The 20,848-nt window shown below is 68.0% G+C and carries 19 protein-coding genes; 17 read left to right on the forward strand and 2 right to left on the reverse strand.

Translation table 11 applies throughout. From position 1 onward, the window contains the following. The 16 genes from ACZ6Q9_RS33270 to ACZ6Q9_RS33345 form a co-directional block, all read left to right on the forward strand. Positions 1–791, forward strand: a 791-nt coding sequence (locus ACZ6Q9_RS33270) for a class I SAM-dependent methyltransferase (RefSeq protein ID WP_466021472.1), incomplete at its 5' end; no start/stop codon positions are given. A gap of 56 nt (positions 792–847) precedes the next feature. Then, the gene (locus ACZ6Q9_RS33275) at positions 848–1,036 is read left to right on the forward strand and encodes an FxLD family lanthipeptide (protein WP_396831274.1); all 189 of its coding nucleotides are present in this window, start codon (positions 848–850) and stop codon (positions 1,034–1,036) included. A 111-nt stretch (positions 1,037–1,147) separates the two neighbouring features. Next, positions 1,148–4,189, forward strand: a complete 3,042-nt coding sequence (locus ACZ6Q9_RS33280) for a lantibiotic dehydratase (protein ID WP_396831273.1) — start codon at positions 1,148–1,150, stop codon at positions 4,187–4,189. Positions 4,190–4,239: 50 nt separating this feature from the next. After that, positions 4,240–5,388: a lanthionine synthetase C family protein gene (locus tag ACZ6Q9_RS33285; RefSeq protein ID WP_396831271.1), complete on the forward strand. Its 1,149-nt coding sequence runs from the start codon at positions 4,240–4,242 to the stop codon at positions 5,386–5,388. Then, positions 5,385–6,326, forward strand: coding sequence for a thiopeptide-type bacteriocin biosynthesis protein (locus ACZ6Q9_RS33290; RefSeq protein ID WP_396831270.1), 942 nt, complete (start codon positions 5,385–5,387; stop codon positions 6,324–6,326). The genes ACZ6Q9_RS33285 and ACZ6Q9_RS33290 overlap by 4 nt, the downstream gene beginning before the upstream one ends. A gap of 2 nt (positions 6,327–6,328) precedes the next feature. Continuing rightward, positions 6,329–7,447, forward strand: coding sequence for a hypothetical protein (locus ACZ6Q9_RS33295; RefSeq protein WP_396831269.1), 1,119 nt, complete (start codon positions 6,329–6,331; stop codon positions 7,445–7,447). A gap of 410 nt (positions 7,448–7,857) precedes the next feature. After that, positions 7,858–8,727 carry a phosphotransferase enzyme family protein gene (locus tag ACZ6Q9_RS33300; RefSeq protein ID WP_396831268.1) on the forward strand — a complete coding sequence of 290 codons (870 nt, stop codon included), beginning with the start codon at positions 7,858–7,860 and terminating at the stop codon, positions 8,725–8,727. A 2,027-nt stretch (positions 8,728–10,754) separates the two neighbouring features. Then, a complete protein-coding gene (locus ACZ6Q9_RS33305) occupies positions 10,755–11,087 on the forward strand; it encodes a hypothetical protein (protein ID WP_396831266.1) in 333 nt (110 codons plus the stop codon). Positions 11,088–11,409: 322 nt separating this feature from the next. Continuing rightward, complete coding sequence (locus tag ACZ6Q9_RS33310) at positions 11,410–11,562, forward strand: hypothetical protein (protein ID WP_396831265.1); 153 nt, start codon at positions 11,410–11,412, stop codon at positions 11,560–11,562. A 128-nt stretch (positions 11,563–11,690) separates the two neighbouring features. Continuing rightward, a complete protein-coding gene (locus tag ACZ6Q9_RS33315) occupies positions 11,691–12,314 on the forward strand; it encodes a GOLPH3/VPS74 family protein (RefSeq protein ID WP_396831263.1) in 624 nt (207 codons plus the stop codon). 41 nt (positions 12,315–12,355) lie between these two features. Further along, the gene (locus ACZ6Q9_RS33320; protein ID WP_396831261.1) at positions 12,356–13,852 is read left to right on the forward strand and encodes an APC family permease; all 1,497 of its coding nucleotides are present in this window, start codon (positions 12,356–12,358) and stop codon (positions 13,850–13,852) included. Between the two features lie 12 nt (positions 13,853–13,864). Continuing rightward, on the forward strand, positions 13,865–14,524 hold the full coding sequence (locus ACZ6Q9_RS33325; RefSeq protein ID WP_396831260.1) for a GNAT family N-acetyltransferase: 660 nt from the start codon (positions 13,865–13,867) through the stop codon (positions 14,522–14,524). Next, entirely contained in the window at positions 14,521–15,153 is a 633-nt protein-coding gene (locus ACZ6Q9_RS33330; protein ID WP_396831259.1) for a GNAT family N-acetyltransferase, read from the forward strand. Before ACZ6Q9_RS33325 ends, ACZ6Q9_RS33330 begins: the two co-directional genes overlap by 4 nt. 880 nt (positions 15,154–16,033) lie before the next feature. Continuing rightward, positions 16,034–16,432 (forward strand): hypothetical protein, encoded by a 399-nt coding sequence (locus ACZ6Q9_RS33335; protein ID WP_466021473.1) that lies wholly within the window; start codon positions 16,034–16,036, stop codon positions 16,430–16,432. Further along, positions 16,429–17,478, forward strand: coding sequence for a hypothetical protein (locus ACZ6Q9_RS33340; RefSeq protein ID WP_396831256.1), 1,050 nt, complete (start codon positions 16,429–16,431; stop codon positions 17,476–17,478). The genes ACZ6Q9_RS33335 and ACZ6Q9_RS33340 overlap by 4 nt, the downstream gene beginning before the upstream one ends. Before the next feature lie 111 nt (positions 17,479–17,589). Continuing rightward, a complete protein-coding gene (locus ACZ6Q9_RS33345; protein ID WP_396831254.1) occupies positions 17,590–17,973 on the forward strand; it encodes a hypothetical protein in 384 nt (127 codons plus the stop codon). Between the two features lie 326 nt (positions 17,974–18,299). Here the strand turns inward: ACZ6Q9_RS33345 and ACZ6Q9_RS33350 are convergent, their stop codons facing one another. Further along, positions 18,300–18,704, reverse strand: coding sequence for an Imm1 family immunity protein (locus ACZ6Q9_RS33350; protein WP_396831252.1), 405 nt, complete (start codon positions 18,702–18,704; stop codon positions 18,300–18,302). After that, complete coding sequence (locus tag ACZ6Q9_RS33355; protein ID WP_396831250.1) at positions 18,701–19,798, reverse strand: DUF6244 family protein; 1,098 nt, start codon at positions 19,796–19,798, stop codon at positions 18,701–18,703. Before ACZ6Q9_RS33355 ends, ACZ6Q9_RS33350 begins: the two co-directional genes overlap by 4 nt. A 373-nt stretch (positions 19,799–20,171) precedes the next feature. Here ACZ6Q9_RS33355 and ACZ6Q9_RS33360 point away from each other — a divergent pair, with 373 nt between their 5' ends. Further along, entirely contained in the window at positions 20,172–20,843 is a 672-nt protein-coding gene (locus tag ACZ6Q9_RS33360) for an HNH endonuclease family protein (protein ID WP_396831249.1), read from the forward strand. Positions 20,844–20,848: the final 5 nt, after the last annotated feature.

Raw genomic sequence — 20,848 nt, forward strand, 5'->3', positions numbered from 1 at the left:
GCGACGTGGTGACAGGTGCGGTGTGCCGGCCGACGTACGTCTACCAGCGCAGACTCGGCCGCCAAGCCAGCCGAAAGATAAGTGACGTTGGAGTACTAGATCACCTCGCACCGGACGGGGTGATTGTGGTGCCGCTGCGGATGAACGGCGTGACCCGAACGATCGCGTTCCGGCGCAACGGCGACCACTTGACCAGTACCTCGAGTGAGGTGGCGGGATTCGTGCCCCTGCAGGGCGACGGTGCGCGGCCCGAGCGGATCTTTCGGCTGCCCGACCGGCAGGGCCGGTTTGTCAGCTTGCGCTTCGACGTCGGCGTCCTGGACGACGTCCATCAGATGGATGGTGTGCTGAACACCGAACGCACCGAGGTCTGGTCGGGAGTCACGGTCGGCCTCAGCGAGTCCTTCGCGGATCTTCACCTGTGGCTGGCTGGGTTCCTGCCCGGTTTCTGCCTGCTCGCGGCGGACGACGGTACCGAGCTGGCTGCCGAGCGCCGCTGGTTTCCGTTCGGTGTCGTGCGCAGTGACTCGTTCGCCTACCTGGCCTGGCGTCCGACCGACGGTGGCTCGAGGGCCGAACTCGGGGCTCGCGCCTTCGGGGCGCACGGCAAGGACGCCGCAGCGGCCATGTCGGAGCAGATTCAGGCCTGGTATCAGCGGGCCCGCCGCGGGCCGGCGCCGACGTTCGCCTACTGGCCGGCTGGTACCAGCGCCGGCGCTGTGCCGGACAACGTAGCGGTGCTGAAGAAGACGTACGGCCTGCTCATGATCTCCTGGCCGGCGGCGAGCTAGCCGCCCTCGGCCGGGTGAACCACCCCTGTTCGATCTACCCGAGGAGCGTGAAGACAATGGCCCCGCTGCTGGAACTCGAGCGCACGGACGCCGCCACCGCAACCACCGAGGACGATTTCGTGCTCGACATGCGGGTCGTGGAGTCCACGACCCCGCTGGTGATCATGATGTGCAGCACGAGCGACGGCTGCGGCAGCAGCTGCAGCACGAGTGCCTGCGCGACTAGGTCCAGCGATCCGGTCTGATTCGGGCTTCATCCTGACGATGTCGTCGGCGCCCAGTGCGGGCGCCGACGGCGGCCACGCGGTTGAGGAGGCATTGCCGTGCCAGTCCCGCCTGTCTTCCAGCGTGCCGGTGTGGTCATCGTGCGCGCCACGACGGATCCCGGCGATTTCGATGTGCCTTCTCAGCTGGACCTGGCCGATGATGCCGCAGTGCTGCATGACGGCTTGGCGTGGCTGATGAAGACGTGGGCGCGCTCTGATGTCCGCGATGCGCTCAGCCTGGCGAGCCCCACGCTGGCGGCGCAGCTCGACCGAATCAGCGAGCGTCGCGACACGGCGACGGTCAAGGCTGTTCGCCGGGCGATTATCTCCGTCGCAGGGTACCTGCTGCGGTGGCAGCGCCGGGCTACGCCGTTCGGTGTATTCGCCGGCGTCACGATCGCCGCCGAAGGAGCGGGCAGCGTGGCGGTGGGACGACGGCACCGCGTGATCGCGCGGGTCGACAGCGAGTGGCTCACGGCCGTGATTGGCCGGCTGGAGGAGCACCCGCTCCTGCGACGTCAGCTGCACCTTGTTGCCGACAACACCGGCGTCGTTCGTGACGGCCGGTTCATCACCGCCCGTCGCGCCGACCCGGGCAGCGGCAAGGCGGTTCCGCTGCGCGACGCGTCCGTGCGCTACACGGCACCGGTGAAAGCCGCGCTCGCCGTCGCCGCCATTCCCGTCCGGTATGACAACCTTGCCGTCGAACTGGCCGAACGGTTCCCGGCGGCCCGGCCCGAGCAGATCACCACCGTCCTGGACAATCTGCTGTTGCAGGGCTCACTCATCAGCGCTCTGCGCCCACCGATGACGGCCCTCGACGGCCTCACCCACGTGATCGATACGGTGACCGCCGCAGGCGGCGAGCAATTCGCTGACGTCGCCGCGCTGCTGCGTGGCCTTGAAACGGTGCGGGAGCTGATCGATCAACATAACGCGATCGACGATCCGGTGCAGGCATCCGCGATTCGCGCATCGGTCATGAAGCGGATGCGCGAGGTCGTTCCCGGCGACCAGGATGTGCTAGCCGTCGACATTCGGCTCGACGCCCAGATCCGCCTCCCCGAGCAGGCGTTGGCCGAAGCGGTCGAGGCCGCGAACGTCCTGCTGCGGGTCACCACGAAGCCGTTCGGGTCAACCGCCTGGCAGGACTACCGGTCCCGGTTCCGAGCCCGCTATGGCCAGGGCGCACTCGTGCCGGTGCGGGATCTGGTCGCCGACTCCGGGCTCGGCTATCCCACCGGCTACCTCGGTGCGCCCCGCGCGCACCCCAGCTGGCGTGCCATCAACGAGCGTGACGCAGCGTTCCTGGCCCTGGTGCAACGGGCCGCGCTCGACGGACGCGACGAGATCAGCCTGACCGATGCGGATGTCGAGGCGCTGACCGTTGGCGAACCGGCAGACGTGATACCGCCGGCACGCATCGAACTCGGCGTGACGGTCCACGCCGAGTCACTCAAGGCCCTCGACAGGGGCGACTTTCGGCTGCGCTTCGCCGCAGCGCCAGGCATGCCGACGAGCATGGCCGGCCGCTTCATCTACCTCTTCGACAAGCACCAGCAGGCTCGAATGGCTGCCGCCTGTGCCCCGGGCTCGCCGAGCGGCGACGCGGTGGCGGTGCAGCTGTCGTTCCCGCCGCGCCGCCCGCACAACGAGAACGTCACCCGGGTCCCCCAGCTCCTGCCCGACGTCCTCGCGCTCGCCGAACACCCCACCGGCAATCCGATCAGCCTCGACGATCTGGCCGTCACCGCCGACGCCGACCAGATGTACCTGGTGCAGATCTCCACCGGCCGCCGGGTCATCCCAAACATTCCGCACGCACTCGACACCCTCGTGCAAAGTCCCCCGCTGGCACGCTTCCTCGCCGAGGTCGCCGACGCGCGGACCGCGGTGTTTGGCCCGCTCGACGTCGGTGCCGCCCGCACCCTGCCGTACCTGCCGCGCGTCCGGTATCGCCGGACGATCCTCGCTGCCGCACGATGGCTGCTCACCACCAATGACCTGCCGTCCCGAGCCGGTCAGGGTTGGGAGTCCGCGCTGCAGGCGTGGCAGCGGCACTGGCGTGTCCCGGCCCGTGTCGTGCTCTGTCACGGGGAGCTCCGCCAGCCCTTGAGTCTCGACCACCGCCTGGACCGGGCACTGCTGCACAGGCGTCTGGCACAGGCCGGACGGGTGGAGCTGCAGGAGGACGCCCAGCCCGAGGAACATGGGTGGATCGGCCGTGCCGCCGAGCTGCTGATTCCGATGCTCGCCACCGCGCCACCGCGCCGGCCGCTCCCTTACCTCGCGCCGCCCGGTCGGCTTCAGGTGCCCGGCAACACGGCCGTGGTGCAGGCTCGGCTGGCCGGCAACCCGGCCCGCTTCGACGACATCATCCGGCACCTCCCGCCGCTCACCGCGACATTGCGCGGCGAGGTACACCGGTGGTGGATTCGGCGCCAGCGCGACCTGGTCCGGATGGACGCCGACCAGCACCTCATCCTCGTGCTCCGGCTGACCGAGCCCGAGCACCACGCGGCCGTCACCGCGGCCCTGGCCGCGTTCGCCACCGAGCTCACAGCCCGTGGCCTGCCTGGTCAGTTGTCACTCGTGCCGTACCAGGACCATCCCGGCCGCTACGGCTACGACGAGGCGCTCGCTGCCGCCGAGGACGTGTTCGGCGCCGACACCGCCTGCGTCATCGCCCAGATGGCAGCCGTCGACGGCCTGGGCATTGCGGCGCAGGCGCTGGCCGCCGCGTCCATGGCCCGGATCGCCGCCGCGTTCGCCACCGACGAGAGCTCGGGAAATCAGGCCCTGCTGCGGTGCCTGCCGCAGCAGACCGGGGCGTTGGACCGCGCGCTGTGCGAGCAAACGCTACAACTGGTCGACCTCTCTATCGACGCGCGGCAGCCACAGCCACGCACCGCCGGGGAGGCGCTCGTCGACGCGTGGCTGGCTCGCGACACCGCCCTACGCCGCTACTTCCGCACCCTCGCCGTTCAACGCGACCCGGCCGGTCTCCTGCCGACCTTGCTGCGCGACCACCACATCCGTGCGCTCGGCGTCGATCCCACCTTCGAGCAGAGCACCAACCGCCTGGCTCGCGCCGCTGCGCTGCGCGCCCTGGCCCGGATCGGCCAGCGATGAACAGGCCAGCGACCAGCCGCACAACCAGTGTCGGTGCCGAATTACCGACGATGGGCGGCCCGGATGCCGTCCGCCAGTCGCTGGCCACCGGCACGGCAGGGATCGCCCTGCTACACCTCGAACGCGCCCTCGCCGGTACCGGATCCTGGCCAGACGCGCATGCGCAGACCCGGGCAGCGGCCACCGGGCCGCTCGACGGCGGCCAGCACACCGGCTTGTACTACGGCACCCCAGCCATCGCGTTTCTCCTGCACTGTGCCGCCAAGGCCGATAACCGCTACGAATCAGCCGCGGCGACCCTCGACCAACACGTCGCCCGGCTTACCCGTCGTCGCCTCACCGCCGCCACCGCCCGAATGCAGCACGGCGGCGCGGCCTCGCTCGCCGAATACGACCTGTTCTACGGCCTCACCGGCATCGGCGCACTACTGATGCAGCGTATGCCCACCAGCGACACTTTCGCCGATCTGCTGCGATACCTGACTGTGCTGGTCCGCCCGCGGCAGCAGGACGGCCTCCTGCTGCCCGGCTGGTGGGCCGCCCACGACCCGGACCCGACCCTGCCCACGCCAGGTGGACACGCCAACCTCGGGATGGCGCACGGAGCGGCCGGCATCCTCGCCCTGCTTGCCCTCGCGATGCGCCACGGCCACGTTGTGGACCACCACGCCGAGGCCATCGACCAGCTCACCCGCTGGTTTGACCGATGGCGCCAGCACGACGCCGACGGCGGCACCTGGTGGCCGCAGTGGCTCACCCTCGACGACCTACGAACCGGTCGCGTAAGCCAGCCCGCACCGGCCCGGCCGTCCTGGTGCTACGGCACCCCCGGCATCGCCCGTTCACTCCAGCTCGCCGCGACCGCCACCGACGAACCGGCCCGCCGCGCCGATGCCGAGCACGCGCTCGCTGCCTGCCTCACCGACCGCCACCTCAACCGGCTGACCGACCTCGGCCTCTGCCACGGCCTCGCCGGCCTCTACGCAACCACACACCAGGCCGCTGCCGACGCTCACAGCCCAGCACTCAAACAACAGCTACCCGCCTTGGCCACGGCCATACAGGCGGCCGCCCACACTCGCGACCAGCACAGCAACGCCGGGCTGCTGACCGGCCACGCCGGCATCCACCTCGCAGCCGAGACCGCGCGGCACGGCACCACCCACACTGAATGGGACACATGCCTACTGATCACGTGACCACCACAGCACTGGCCGCCAGCGTGCTCAACGTGCTCGCCGGCACCCCGCTGGAGACAGTCGCGGCGACCGCGGCCATCGATCCAGCCGACCTCGCCGACGCCGTCACCACCTACCACCTGGCCGGCCGCGCCGCGCTCCAGGAACACGCCGACGGCCACTGGCACCAGGTACGCGTCGAATTTCCCGACTGGGACACCGCAGAGACGACTGCGGCCGCTTCGCTCGGCCCCCGGCTCGACTACCTCACGAACGTGGGCGCATGCGGCGGCTGGTGGTTCCTGCGCAAACATCCCTGCTGGCGCATCCGCTTTGCCCACGCACAGGTCGACGCCGTGAACCAGGTCCTCAACGAGCTCACCGCAGCCGGTGAACTGACCAGGTGGTGGCCCAGCCTGTACGAACCGGAGACCGCCGCCTTCGGCGGCACATCCGGCATCCGAATCGTGCACGACCTGTTCTGCGCCGACAGCCGCAGCGTCCTCGACTACCTGCGCCAACCGCAGCCCGCCCTCGGACGCCGCGAGCTGTCCCTCCTCCTGCTTGGCGGCCTCCTACAGGCCGCCGGGCTGGACTGGTTCGAACGCGGCGACGTGTTCGCTCGGATCGCCCAAATGCGCCCTCTCGACAACATCGCCAACAGCCGACTCGACGCGCTCACAGCCAGCGTGCGCGGGCTGCTCGCTGTAGCGCCCGACACGGACAACTCCCTGTTCGGAGCCGGCGGTGTGGTTCCCCTTGCCGCGCCATGGCACACCGCGTACACGTCCGCCGGCCGCGCACTTGCAGCTGCCGCGACGGCCGGCACCCTCAACCGCGGTCTACGAGCTGTCCTCAGCCACATCGTGATCTTCCACTGGAACCGGCTCGGACTGCCCGCCCACACCCAAGGCATCCTCGCCCGCGCCGCGCTCGAAGCGTTCCTGCCCCGGAGCTGACCATGAACACCGCCGCCATCCCCACCACCATCCGCGTCGCCGTCCGCCGCTTCCCACTCCTCGGCCGGCCCCGACCCGCGTGCCCCGCCCTGACCGACCGTGTCACCGAGGTCGCCGAGATCGCCGCCAACGCAGCCGCACAGAACGACAACGGCATGGCCGACGCCGCACACGCCCTGAACAAAGCCGCGCTGATCGCCAGCGACTGCGGCCTGCCGGACCTGGCCCGCCAATGGTGCTGGCAGCACATCGACATCTACCGGCAACGGGACTCGCTCACCGTCATGCAGGCCAGCTACCTGCTCGAACCCGTCCTCAACCTCGCCCGCCTGCAGATCCGCGCCCACGACGGTCAGCCCGCACTACAACTGCTCAAGGCGATGCACCAGGCCGTCACCGCAGGCACCAACCTGCTCGTCAACGGGCGCACACTGCGCCTGACCAACCTGGCCGGCGCCCGAGACGAACTCGGCAAGCTCCGCCAGTGGACCTGGCTACAACACCTCAGCGAGGGCATCCGCACCCTCGCTCTCGCCGACCGGTGGGACGACGCCGTCGAGCACGCCAACACCCTCAACGGCATCGGACTGCACCTGATGGAAGGACGACAAGCCACGATCATCGCCCACCTTCTGCACGAGGAAACCGAAGCCGCCCGCGCGATCCTCGACGACAGCACCATCACCCAACCGTGGGAACATCAGGTCGGCTCATGCCTGACCGCCATGTGCGCAGCACCAGGAACGGTCAGCCATCAGATATCCGTCATGATCGATCAATTTATCGCACACGAACCCGTCGACGGATACGCCGTCTATCGAGCCCGTTGGGGCCTCACGGCCGCCACGCTGTCCAGCGGGTACCACGAAGCCGCCGCCCAACACCTTCTCCACCACGTGGCTACCGAGGCCCTCGAAGCAGCCGACGGATATGCAGCCCGGGAAATCCTCGGCCACCGCACCGCCCTACAGATCAAGGAGCCGCAAGAGCAAGCTCTCGCCCACATCGTGGCAGCAGCCGGCCTAGGGACCGGTGCAATACCCGAAACCACCCTCCGAACGCTCAACGGCGCAGTGGAGACCGCGCACGACGTCCTGGCCCGCTCCGTCGGGTGCCTATAGGCCCGACGACGCCACGGACAAGGGGCGGCTGCGGGAACGCAGTGAGCCGGTGCCCAGAGATCGCGCCGATGATCGAGCTTCCTGTCGCCGGTGTATGCGCCGCCCTCGCCCGTGCCGGTGACCAGCCGCCTTCCATGGCGACCCCCAGTCTCGTTGTCGAGCGAACCGTGGGGGAGTGCCGACTTGCGGTCCGACTCTGCCGTTCACCCCGTGTCGTCAAGGTGCATGCCGCCGCCACCGACGCCCAATCTCGTTCTCTAGAGTCCTAATCATTGCGACGGGACGTCGCGTCGCCGACGAGATGGCGCCTGCAAAGCAAGTTGAGACGAGGCCATCCACCTGCTGCGCGAAAAGTGGCATCGAGAGAGGCCAGCGAGGCGGTTCGGCTGTGCCGAGGGGAGGATGATCGGGTGCATGCAGAAGAGGCGATCGACGCGGCGACGTCGGCGGCCATCGGAGCAGGCGTCCCGGCTCACGACGCCACCGTGATGCGCATCGGCGAAAACGGTGTGGTCCTGCTGCCGGGCGCTCGCGTGCTGGCACGGGTGGCGCCAAGGGCGGCCAAAGGGAGCGACCCCCGTCGGGAGATCGAGGTCGCAGCCTGGCTGGCGTCGCAACAGGTGCCCGTCGTTCACCCCGCACGGCCGGAGCCGATCATCGTCGGACAGTACGTGGTGTCTCTATGGGAGTACCTTCCCGATAGCCGGCCGGCCGACGTGGTCGTCCTCGCCGAGTGTTTGCGCCGGCTTCACGGGATTCCTATCCCTAAGAATTTTCTGCCCTATTTGTCACCATTTGACAAGTTCGATGAGCGCCTGGAGGCGGGCACCAATATCGACACCGGCGACCGTCTTTTCCTTCGTCAGCTCCGCGATGAACTCTCGGCTCGGTGGGCCACGGCGGAATTCGCGCTCGGTGAGGCGGTGCTGCACGGCGACGCGCATATGGAAAATCTCCTGGTGACGGCCAGCGGCCGTGAGGCGTTTGTGGATCTTGAGACGGTGTGTATCGGACCACCGGAATGGGATCTGACCCTGACGGCCCTCTACTACGAGTGCGGATGGTTCTCCGAAAAGGAGTACATCGCCTTCGCCCAGGCGTATGGTCTCGATGTCCGCCTCAGCCCGTCATGGTCGATACTGCGGCTGATTCGCATGCTGCGGATGACTCTTTGGCTGGCCCAGTCAGCGGACATCGATCCGCAACGGCAGCGTCAGCTGAGGCATCGCATCGACACGTTGCGAGACGGGACCGCCCCCGCCGGCTGGACGGGTTACTAGGCTTGCGAGCGGACAGCATCCGCTACGTGCGCCCGGGCCGCCGCTAGCTCACCGGCAAGGCTTGGCTCCGGATCGGTGCTTGCGAGGATGGAACCAAGGGTGCGGAGGTCATCGCGTAGCCGGCTGGAGTGGACGCCCCGAGCGTCTGCCAAGCCGGCCTGTATGGAGTTTAGCCCGCTGGCGAGATTGCCGATGCGTACTTGGAGGCAGGCAATCCTAATCATAGTAAGAGCCCGCGATCTAGCGGCTTGCACCGGATGGTAGGAGTACGCTGACTGCAGCCGATTGATAGTCGTATCCGCTTGTCTACGGTCGCCATTTGTCATGGCCATGTCGAACAGGGCATGTCCGGCGTCGCCGAGAATCTGGCCGGCATCGGCATAGTAGCCCCAGACCGGATCTCCCGTTCCATCCAACCCGCTGGCCGAAAACTCCTCGTCACATTGACCGACCGCGCGGACGCAAGCTGGCCAGTCATGGTGTCTTGCATAGGTGCGAGCCTCCACGATGCGAACCGCCGCACGTCCGAGGGGAGGAATCTCACGCCAGTTCGAGTGGACGAGGTCAATCACATCAAGAGCGTCCGAGACTTGCCCGAGGTAAGTGAGATGCCTACCCAACGTGGTGGCAGCGTGAGCCCGTTGCTGCACGTCCTCAGCTTCGCTAGCCAACTGGATTGCCGTGACGAGGTACCGCTGGGCGGTCCCGGGTTCATCGCCTGAATCAAAACATGCCCAGCCGGCAAGGTCAGCGAGTCGAGCTGCCGTCGACAGCCAGCTTCGGCGTACCGCTTCAGTGGCCGACGCACGACGGGCGATCCGGCAGGCCCATTCGAGCTGCCCAACCATCGCGGCGCGGGCGAGTTCACCGCCGTGTTGGTGGTCCCATTCCTCGAACAAGGCGATGCTGCGTTTAAGCGCATCGACATGGGGCCACTCGATCCTGGTTGGCGCATGCAATCCGGATCCGGACATCCACGGTCCCGGGAGCTGTGCAACCTCACCTGGCAGTCTGCCGAACCACGCAGCCGTCACTTGATGGCGATCAGGGTTCGGGCGGCCTCCGGTACGCCGTGGGCTGTAGAGGCCAAGGTCGGCGTCAGTGGTAGCGCCGAGGGCGCGTCGGAGAGCGGCGCGTCGTTGCTCGCTGGGCCAGCGGTGCTCCCCGCGTTCGAGTTTGCCGACCCAACGAGAGTCGACGTAGTGGGCGGCGAGGTCCCGGCCCGGGTAGAGCCGACCCAGGGCAGCGTTGACAGCGTCGGCTAGCTCGGTCCGGGACATGCGCTGTCCAGGCCGTCGAGGCGATGGCAGATCCGCGCGTCTTCCAGAGAGCAACGTGTTCGGCCTGATCAACGTCTCCGGATGACGAGGCACGGACACATCCTCCCCGTAGGGTCAGGCTTGATTGATGCAGTTACAGGAGCGCGCTGGCCGAGGCGCATCTGCGGCAGTAGAAGGATTGCCCCATCCACTGCCGCCATCGTGGCGGCGGGCACATGAAAGGTCAAGTAATCGGGGCAAAGTCGCTGAGGAAAACGCCGTGAGCCCATCAAGCCCGGCGCACTCCGTCCGGATCGCGACGCTTCAAGCGCCGGCGTTCCTGGATTCAATTCATAGCAGTCGGAAACCCGAACCCGTTAGGACGAACGCCTCTGATGAAGGCGTGCCACTGTGCCGGGACGAACGCAGCACCGGCCCGGGGCACTGTTCTTCGAGTCGCCTGAGCCAGCGTCGGCGGACGTACGGACTGGGACGGTTCACCGGCAGCCTCCAGGGACCACTTCATGCCCGACCGACGGTTGGTCGGCCGGGGTGAGGTCAATGTAACCCAGCTAACCCGGCAGACGATCTTGGCGCGGCTGACGCTCCAACACGTTCTCGCGGGTCACGCGCTGGTCGGACCGCAAGTCCGTACGTGAGGTCGGACGGAAGGTCGGCATTCCCAGCGCCGCGCGGTTCCGTGATCGTTGGTGTGCAGCGGGCTACCCGTCATTGCCAATCACGTGTACGAGGAGGGGTGAATGCCGGATGAAGTGGTTCCTTCCGGCCGACGATCGGCCGTTCAATCCTCTCGGTTGCCCTTCCGCGACAGCAGGGCTGTCGCGGCGTTCCTCGAAGTGGTTCGGTCTGGTCGGCGACGGCCAAAATTACAGCCCTCTCGGCATCGACTGCGAAGACGCGGCCACGCTAATCGGGCACCGCAGCGGATGGAACCGTACCCACGCGGCCTCATGCGATGAGCAGACGGTCCAGGAGATCGCGGAGACCAACCGCGCGTTTCGGGCCTTGCTCGACCAGCAGCCGCCGCCGCAGCGGCTTCGGCGGCTGGAGCCCCGCCGATGGAAGGGGCGGTTGGCGTGAATCCGGCGCCCCCGATCCCGCAGGTCGTCGCGGGCACCCTCTTGCAGCTTGGCGGCGATGACTGGTCCTTCGGCCGGAATCTCACGCCCGGCAGCCCGGTCGACGTGATTGTCGTCAGGCTCCGCACCGATCTGGCGCACCTCAGTGACGAGTGGATGTGGGTACTCGGTCACCGCGCGGAGTGCTTCTACCCAAACACCGACGAGTATCTGCCGTGTATGGAGCTGCGGGTACGCGTTGCCGCTCTACGTCGGTATGTGGGCTCAGGGTGAGCCGTAGCGATGAGCCGTGCGGTCCGGCTGACAGGTATGCGTCCGCGCGGATGACCGACGTGCAGCACGCCAACCGCCGTAGGTGTTTCCACTGCCAGCCCGATGGCATCTGCGCGCAGAACGCCTGGGCACAGCAGGAACTCGCGCGCCACCTGGGCGGCGTAGAGGCGTCGGCCGCGCTGCCTCCTCCCGATGACCACTGACCCTAGGAAGGCCCGCCGTCGTGCACACACCTCCCGACGCCGCCGACGATATCCCTCCGACCGCCGCTCGGCGCGTCGAGCCACAGCGTCCCGTCCGTGCCGTAGGCACCGCGCCCATCCGAACGGTGATGATCGGCGACGAGTTCTGGTTCATGGCCCACGATGACCAGACCGGCCGTCCACGCCTCTACGAGTCGGCGCTCGCCTACGGTCTGGCTGCTGCGCTGCTCGCCGAGCTGCTCTACGAGGGCCGGATCACCTTCGCCCGCGGCCACATCCAGGTTCTGCAGGACGCGCCGCCGGGGGACTGGCTGCAACACCTCGTCCTCGACCAGCTGATCGCCGAGCCGCACCACACCAACACCCGCACGTGGCTGACGTTCCTGGCCACTACCGCCTACGAGCAGGTCACCATCCGTATGTGGCAGCGCGGCCTTCTCGAGCAGCGCCAGGTCGGGCGGCTGTGGCGCCAGCGCACCGTCTACGTGCCCACGGACATGAACACCGCCGCCTGGTCGTGGGCGCGGCTATCGATCGAACTGCGGAACACTCGCCGGCTCAACACCTTCGACCAGGCCCTCGCCGGCCTGACCCTGCACACCCAGCTGGACACCGTCCTGCTCGACGGCGCGACGCTGACCGTCCGGGCCCACCTACGCCGGGTCGTCGAGCAGGCCCGACCACCACTGCGTGACCTGTTCGCCGACCTCGCCAGCGTCATCGGCGCCCACGTGCTCAGCCACCGCACCTGAGCGTCGCGCCCCTCCCATCCCCTCAGCTGAAAGAGACCCTGATGCCCTACCACCAGAGACCGGACACCGTCTCCGCCGTTCTCGCCCGCGGCCGCCTCGGCATCCCCTCCGTCGTGTTCTTCGTCATCGCCGCCGCCGCACCGCTCACCGTCGTCGCCGGCGGCGCCACGACCGGCTACGCCGTCACCGGCGTCGTCGGTATCCCCGTGTCCTACCTTGTTGTCGCCGCGATCCTGGCCCTGTTCGCCGTCGGCTATGTAGCCATGTCCCGGCGCATCGTCAACGCCGGCGCCTTCTACACCTACGTCACGCGGGGCCTCGGCAAGCCGGCCGGCGTCGCCGCCGCCTTCGTCGCGCTGCTGGCGTACAACGCCATGCAGATCGGCCTCTACGGCGGATTCGGCGCCGTGCTGGCCCAGTTCCTCCACGACCGCTACGGCTGGAACATCACCTGGTGGCTGTGCGCCCTGGCCGCCTGGGCGACCGTGACCGTCCTCGGGCTCCTGCGCATCGACCTCAACGGCAAAGTCCTCGCGGTCGTGCTCATCGCCGAATGCGCCGTCGCCCTCGTCTTCGACGCCGTCATGCTCAGCAACCCGGCCGCCGGCGGCGTCAGCTTCGACACCCTAGCCCCGTCGCACATCTTCGCCGCCGGCATCGGCGCCGCCCTCGTCACCGCCATCACCGGCTTCGTCGGCTTCGAAGGCACCGTCGTGTTCTCCGAGGAGACCATGGACCCACGCCGCACCGTACCGCGAGCCACGTACATCGCCGTCGCGATCATCGGCCTGCTCTACGGGCTGTCCGCATGGGCGATGTCCGTCGCCACCCGCCCCGACAACATCGTCGACGCCGCCCGCACCGACGGCACCGACCTCATCTTCAACCTGGTATCGCCCCACCTCGGCAGCGGCATCGTCACCATCGGCCGGGTCCTGTTCATCACCAGCCTCTTCGCCGCACTGCTGGCGTTCCACCACACCGTCGCCCGCTACCTGTTCGCACTCGGCCGGGAACGAGTCCTGCCGGCGTGGCTGGGACGCACGAGCCGCCGCACCGGCGCGCCGAAGGCCGGCTCGATCGTCCAGAGCATCATCGCGGTAGCCGTCCTCGCCGGCTACGCGGCAGCTGACGCCGACCCCATCGTGCACCTGTTCTTCTGGATCACCGTCACCGGCGGCCTCGGCGTTCTGGTCCTGATGACCGTCACCTCCGCCGCCGTGGTCGCATTCTTCGCCCGCACCCCCCACAGCGAGGGCCCCTGGCGCACCGCGATCGCGCCGCTGGCCGCCACCGGCGCCCTGGCCGCGATCCTCGCCGTCACCATCCAGGAATTCGACGTCCTCCTCGGCGTCGCCGCAACCTCGCCACTGCGGTGGCTGTTCCCCGCCGCCTACGGCGTCGCCGCCCTCGCCGGCACCGCCTGGGCGTTGACCCTGCGCGCCACCCGCCCCGACGTGTTCCAGGCGATCGGACTCGGCGCGGAAAGCGCCACCGCGCCGGCGCGCACCCCCAACGCCACCCGTCAACCGGTCTGACCAGGAGTGACCATGCCACCAACCAACACCACCATCACCATCCGCCAGGCCACGCCCGACGACGCCGGCGAACTCATCACCGTCCTGGTGGAAGCGTTCCTCGACGGACCCGTCGCCGACTGGCTCATCCCCGACCCCGAGGACCGCCGCGCGGTCTACTTCCGGTACTTCAAGCTGATCTTCCACCACGGACTTCAGCACGGGCGTGTGGACACCACCACCGACCGGTCGGCCGTCGCAATCTGGTACACCCGCGACGAGATTCCGCCAGCGGGGGCAACCGCCATGTACTACGAGGTGGAGCAGGCCACCGGCAAGTACGCGCCCAGGTTCTTGCTGCTCGACGCCATGTTCGAGACGCATCACCCGCGTGTCCCGCACGATTACCTCGCCTACATGGCCGTCGACCCGCGCCACCAGAACCGCGGCGTCGGGTCGGCGCTGCTCAACAGTGCCCACCAGGCATTGGACGCGGCGAACCGGGCGGCGTACCTGGAAGCCAGCAACACCCGCAACCGCGACCTGTACCGGCGCCTCGGCTACCGCCAAGGCCCACCGATGCACCTCCCGACCGCCGGACCAACGATCTGGCGAATGTGGCGAGGCCAGCCCAACGGGGGAGTCCCCGCGCGGTTCCCGGAAGACATGCTGCCGCTCAGGCGGCTGCGGTGAACGGGCCCGCCCTGGACACGACCATCCGCGCGGCGAAACCACACGACGTCGCCGCCATCACCGTGCTCCTAGCCGGCGCACTCGACCGAGACCCCGTCATCGAGTGGCTGCTGCCCGACCCCGCCGAACGGGTCATCGTCCTGCACCGAATCCTCGCCGTCGACATCGACCACGCCCTCGAAACCGGCGACGTTGACGTAACGCTGAACCTCTCAGCGGCCGCGGTATGGCGGCGGCACGACCCGGACAGCCGCCGCTGGCCGCTCGAGGAGCATCACCTGACCACCTTCGCCGGCAGCGCAGCACCCCGCCTCGCGGCCCTCAGCTCGGCCATCGACAGCTACAGGTCCTCGGCACCGCACCACTGGCTGTCCTGGCTAGCCGTGCACCCATCCTTCCGCGGCCACGGCCTCGCCAGCGAGCTACTGCGCCAGCACCACCAGGTCGTCGACGACACCGGATGGCCGGTCTACACCGTGGTCACGACCGAAGCCGCCAGGGACATGCTCCGCGAACAGGGATACCGCGCCGCCCTGCCCCTGAACCTGCCCAGCGGACCGAAGCTCTGGCCGCTGATGCGAAATGCTCGCCCGGTCCGTCCGAGGACCGCATTGCCTCCCAGCCCCTGATATACCCGGGCACGCCGATCGGCGCCGGAGCGTCCCACTGGTCCGGCGCTGATCTCGCCCCGCGCCTGCCCCGAGCCGGGCTGCCCGGCGGCGAAGACGCCACAGGCTGGTCTTGGGCCCCATAAGCGAGTTCCTCGGGGACGATCTTCTCGCGGAAGATCCGCTACGACTGCTCCTCGGGTGCAGGCAGCGTCCCGGATCGATCGGCGCTCGGGCAGCGCGCCGGCCGAGTTACTCTGCCAGGGCACGTAGTGCTGCGTGACGTCCGCGACCGTTCGGTGGTCGGTCGGTCGTAGCTCGTTGCGCGCGGCGAATGCGCTGCTTTCGCAGGCTGATCAGCTCCGCTATCGCGGCGGGGCTGCTGGGCGGTGGCGATATGCGGGGGTGATCGCGGCGACCGCCTGGCTGACTGCCTCGATAGCGACCTCGTAGGAAAAAGACGGGGCTGAGTCCCACTCGAAACGGCCCCGGCTGCGCGAGGAACTCTGGTGGCGCCGGCTGGTCGGGCAGCGGCCCGGGCTCGGTTCGCCGCCGGGGTGCAACGGCTCAGCGTGAGTTCGAACGGGATCGTTCCGGTGGCGATGCTCGGCGGTCAACGAGGCAAGGTGCAGGTCCAGGTGGTCGCGCCATCAGATGCATGCTTGTCTGCGGGTCGCTGATCCGAAGTTCTTCCCAGGTTCCCCACAGCGCGTACGGACTACCTCAGCGCTTGCGAGTACACCCAACCCTCGCCATGCGTACCGGCGTTCGTGACGGAGCGACCCCTCTGCCGCGGCAGCTCGTTTCCTGATCATCATTCGTCCTGGTCATCGTGCGCGTGGAGCCGATGATGGACGTCGCGGGGCAGCCGGATCTACGGATGGCTGTCATGATGCGTACCGTGAGTGATCTTCACGGGGGATTAGAAGAGACGAGGCGCCGGATACTCGACCTGGCAGCAGAGATGCGTCAACAATGCGTCGATTGGCGGCAACGTGTCCACGCGCGGGTGGAGTCGTTCGAGGTTGACGAGGCGCACGACCAGGACGAAGGCATGCCGGAGGATGCTCCTCGCCAGTACGCCGCGGTGCGTGATCGGGTTGCTCGGGGAGAGCTCGACTGGTTCGACGTGTTGGCCGGGCGTGTGGATGACGCCGACGCGAGGGCGGTTCATGCCTGGGCCGACGGACGCATGGAGACGGGCCGCCAGGTGTTGCGCCTTCTGGAGCGAGGTGTGTCGCTGGATGAGGCGGTGGACAGCGTGGGTGTGAGCCAGCCATGCCAGGAGATGCGTCGGTGACACTGCAAGTCGAGACTCGGTACCTGTACGGGTACGCCGCCCAGCTGGACGCCAACAAGGACGACGCGCTGGTCACCATCGAGCAGTACTGCCGACAGCACTGCCTGAACTTCGACGGCTTGGACGGGACGCTCTACCCGGCGCGGTGGGGCATGGAGAGGCTAGCGGACTCCATCCTGGAGATGTGTGACGCCGCGAAGCGAGGCTTGTGGCTGGCCGCCTATGACCTTCGTAAGGCAGCGGAGGCGTACGACGCTGCTGACGTGGCCTCGGCGGAGCAGTTGTGGACTGCGGGCCGTGCGTGGTCGATGCCCAGTGGCTACCGGGAGCGGGACGTAGCGACCTACGGCGGCGTCTACTCCACCGGCGCGGATGTGGCGCTGGCCGCTCCGCCGTTCAAGTCGGAGGTTGGCCAGGTCAAGGACGCCGTCTACCAGTTGTTCGGCACCGTCAACGACTGGGTGGCCCGGATGACCGGCTTCGACTTGCTGGAGAAGCTGATCCCGCTGCTGCTCGGCGACTCCGGAGCGGTACGACGCGTAGGTGCCGCCTGGGGCGAGATGGAGCACGCGTTCCGCGCGGTAGCTCGCGACATCGACTACGGCATGGACGTGCTGTCGACGCACTGGAACAGCGAGCTGTGCGGGATCGGAGGCGCTTCCGGGGCGTTCGACTATCACATCCGGCAGCGGTGGAAGCCGGCGTTCGAGGCGGTGGCGCAGGCGTGCGATGCCGGGCAGCAACTGTATGAGTTGGTGGCCGTGGAGTACGAGTACACGGTCAACGCCCTGCTGTTCGCGCTCAACTTCTACTCCCAGCGGTTGAAGAAGGCCATGAAGGCAGTCATGACCACGACCGACTGGAAGAAGTTCCTGTGGAACCTGTGGCAGATCGTCTCCACGGTATGGCAGCTGATCGTTGATGCATACGACCTGCTCGCCAAGCAGTTGGTGGCGTTCAAGGAGGGGATCGAGATGCTGGTTGCCAACCTGGTCACGCTGCGGAACCTGATGCGGGGCGACTTCGACGCCCTCAAGACGTTGTAAGGCGGAGCCGTGCAGAACGTGATAGGCCACGACGGTAGGACGTGGCGGGTAGGACGGCGTCGCCTTGCTTGGCAGCCGCGCATGCCGCGGTGGGTGAGGAAGCTGTGGTGGGTGGCCGACGGGTTGTCCGATCCGATCACCGGCCTGTTGGCCCTGCTCGCCTTCGTGGCAATGCTTCCCGGGCTTGTCTGGTACGGCCTCAACTGGCTGGCATGCCTGTCGGCCACCCCCTTCGCGGGGCTCGGGCGGGTCGCCTTCGGGCGGCCCGTTGCGGTCGTCGCCTACCCCGAGGACGAGAAGCGTGCTGAGTATTGGGGCAGCGCCGACGGCATCGCTGCCGCAAACGAGCTTGTCCGTCAGGTCGTCAACGAGATTGGCGACCGAGGGCAGCCGCTGTTACTCACGGCACCAGTCACCTCAACCATCATCGGACAGGAGCATACGGAGGAGCCGGTGATCGACCGAATCACCTCTCGCTTCTCGAAACGAGGCTGAGCCAGACACGTGCGGCTGTCAGCGGTACAGGCCGGTTGATCGAGGTCGTCCGGCGCTGACGGAAGGCGACACGGCGTGGCGCGCGGCTGGCAGGAGTGGTTGATCGTGCCTCGCCACGCCGCCTTGATCGAGTAATCGGGGTGCCGGACCGGATACCGAAGCCACTGGAGAACCGCTGACGTCGGGTGGGCGCGGTGTGCCAGCGGATGTTGCGCCGATCGCGACCGCCTGCTTGTGCCTGCGGTGCTCGGTGCGTTCGCCGATGTCGGTTCGCGTCGGGATCGCAGGACCCGCCGGCAGAGTGAGGCGATTCGTGCCGACGGGCTTCAACAGTTAGGCGTCTCGTGCCTCCAGCCGATGTTGGCGGGGCGTCGGCCGGTAGCGACATAGTCGACGACGGCGACCCGGGCGGTCGCTACGGATACTCGGGCGATGTCGGCGGGAATCTCCAGCAGGCCGGTGTCCGGTGACTCATAGACGGTGATGGGCGTGTCCGGGTCGAGGTCTGCGGCGTAGGTGTTGTCGGGCAGCCAGCGCAGCGCCGCCCGGTCCGCGTCGATGTCAATGTCGATGCGCAGCGTGGGCCGGTCGTGGGTGCCGACGGTGAGGGTCTGTCCGCAGCCACCGTGAGGCATGATTGACTCGATCTGCTCGTCGAATCGGCGCCCGGCTTCCTCGGCATCGGTCAGCTCGTAGGGGTGGCCGTGGTAGTCGCGTAGCAGCAGCGTCATCGGGTGATCCTTTCTCCGGTGCCGACGTAGACACGGTGCCACCATGTGGCGCCGGCGTCGCGGGTGACCCACACGCCCAGGCGGCTTCCTTGCGGGAGGATGGTGGGCAATATCTTGTCGCAGGTCCAGGGATAGCTCTGGTCGCGGTCGTTGGTGCCGCAGACGGTGTTGTCGACCGCGAGGTCTGACTCGGTGCTGCCCGTGGTACGCATTCGTGCGGCAGCCTTGGACTCCACGTGATCGTAGAAGGTGACCGGCGGGCCACGTAGTGGGTCGTGGTCCAGATCGGCGGCGATCGACCGGTCGCCTCCTCCAGATGTGATCTCCTCGCCGTTGAACAACCCCATGGTGGGACGGGTGCTGCCTGCGGGACGCGCTTCGAAGCGGCCGAGGACAGCGCGGAGGCTGTCCGGCAGAGCGCCGGGATCGCACCGCTCCCACTCGGAGCCGATCGGCCGAGGGACTTCTTCGGGCTGCCGAGCGGACTGCACGGCCTGGTCACCATGCGGAGACGGGTGCGGGTGCGGCGGGTCGGACGCCGGAAGGGGAGCGGGTGGCGTGTGGGACGGTCGGCTGATGTCGCCGACCTGCCGAGCCTGCGCAAGCGCGGCATCGACGTGCTGCCGGGCCTCGGCTCCGCGCGCGCGAACCGCCGTCAGGCACTGGCTCACCTGCTGTAGGCGCGACAGGATGGGGCCGGGCTGCCCTCCCCGCAGCGCTGCTGTGACCAGCCGCCGTGCCTCGTCCACAGCTGCTGTCGCCGCTGCCACGCCGCCGTTGGCTGCGGAGAGTGTTGGCGCCATCGGCGTGAGCGCCGTGATGGCCTCCTGAGGCGACTGCTGCTGTAGGGCGGCGGCGAGAGACCGGGACGCCTCTCTGACGGTCCCTTCGGCTGCTGTCAGATGCATGCGTGCCTGGCCAGTCGCCTCGCGGACCGGCCTCAGCGCTACGGCGATGCCATTGAACCCGGAGGCGACCGCCCGAGCGGCAGTTCGTTCGATGGCATGGTCGACCGCTGCCACATGCTGCCGCGCCCTGTCCACACCAACGGCCATCGCTTGCAAGTCACGACTGATGACGTCGGTCAGCGACATAGACCTATTGTCTGCACGGCCCGCGTGTCGTGGAACCGCCACAGCCAAGGACATCCTCAACGGAGGCACTACAACCGTACGAATACCGCCGTCAGGAGGAGCTGCGCCTGTAGGAGCACGAGCCGAGGCAGCCTGCTGATGGGCGACACCAACGTCCGACCGATGACGGCTGAGACGCGACGTGGCCGACCACGATGCAAGCCGTGGAGTGATGGATGGCGTCGCCCGTCGTTGCCGACGGACCGTCCCGTAGGCACTGCCGATCGGGTCGACTCTTCACGAATCCGCGCAGACCCCTTCACAAGGATGACCGTCGATGGACATGATCCCTAGAGATAGTCGTTGTTCATCCGCTGTCGCGAGGAGGCCCGCCATGCGCGTGACCCGAGAATCCCACCGATCCCCGCTGCGGCGGCGTGTCGCCGCGACGGTCGTTGCCCTTGTCGCTGGTGCGGGCATGGCGACGATCAACGCTCAGCCCGTCTCCGCCACGCCCCCGGGCATCCCGTCCAAGGCGACCGCCCAGTCGCAGCTCAATGCCCTCACGGTCGCGTCGCAGGGTTCGATGACCGGGTACTCCCGTGACTTGTTCCCGCATTGGATCACCATCAGCGGTAGCTGCAACACCCGCGAGCAGGTCCTCAAGCGCGACGGCACTTCTGTCGTGGTGGACAGCTCCTGTGCGGCAACCTCGGGACGGTGGTACAGCCCGTACGACGGCGCCACCTGGTACGCCGCATCCGACGTCGACATCGACCACGTCGTGCCCCTGGCGGAGGCTTGGCGCTCTGGCGCCAGCTCATGGACGACCAGCCGCCGCCAGAGTTTCGCCAATGACCTGTCCCGCCCGCAGCTGATCGCGGTGACGGACAACGTCAACCAGGCCAAGGGCGATCAGGATCCCTCCACGTGGCAGCCGCCGCTGTCGTCGTACCGGTGCACCTACAGCAAGATGTGGATCACCGTGAAGTACAGCTGGGGGTTGAAGCTCCAGTCGTCGGAGAAGTCCGCGCTGCAGAGCATGCTCAACACATGCTCCTCCTGACAGCC

The organism is Micromonospora sp. NPDC049139 (assembly GCF_055586845.1).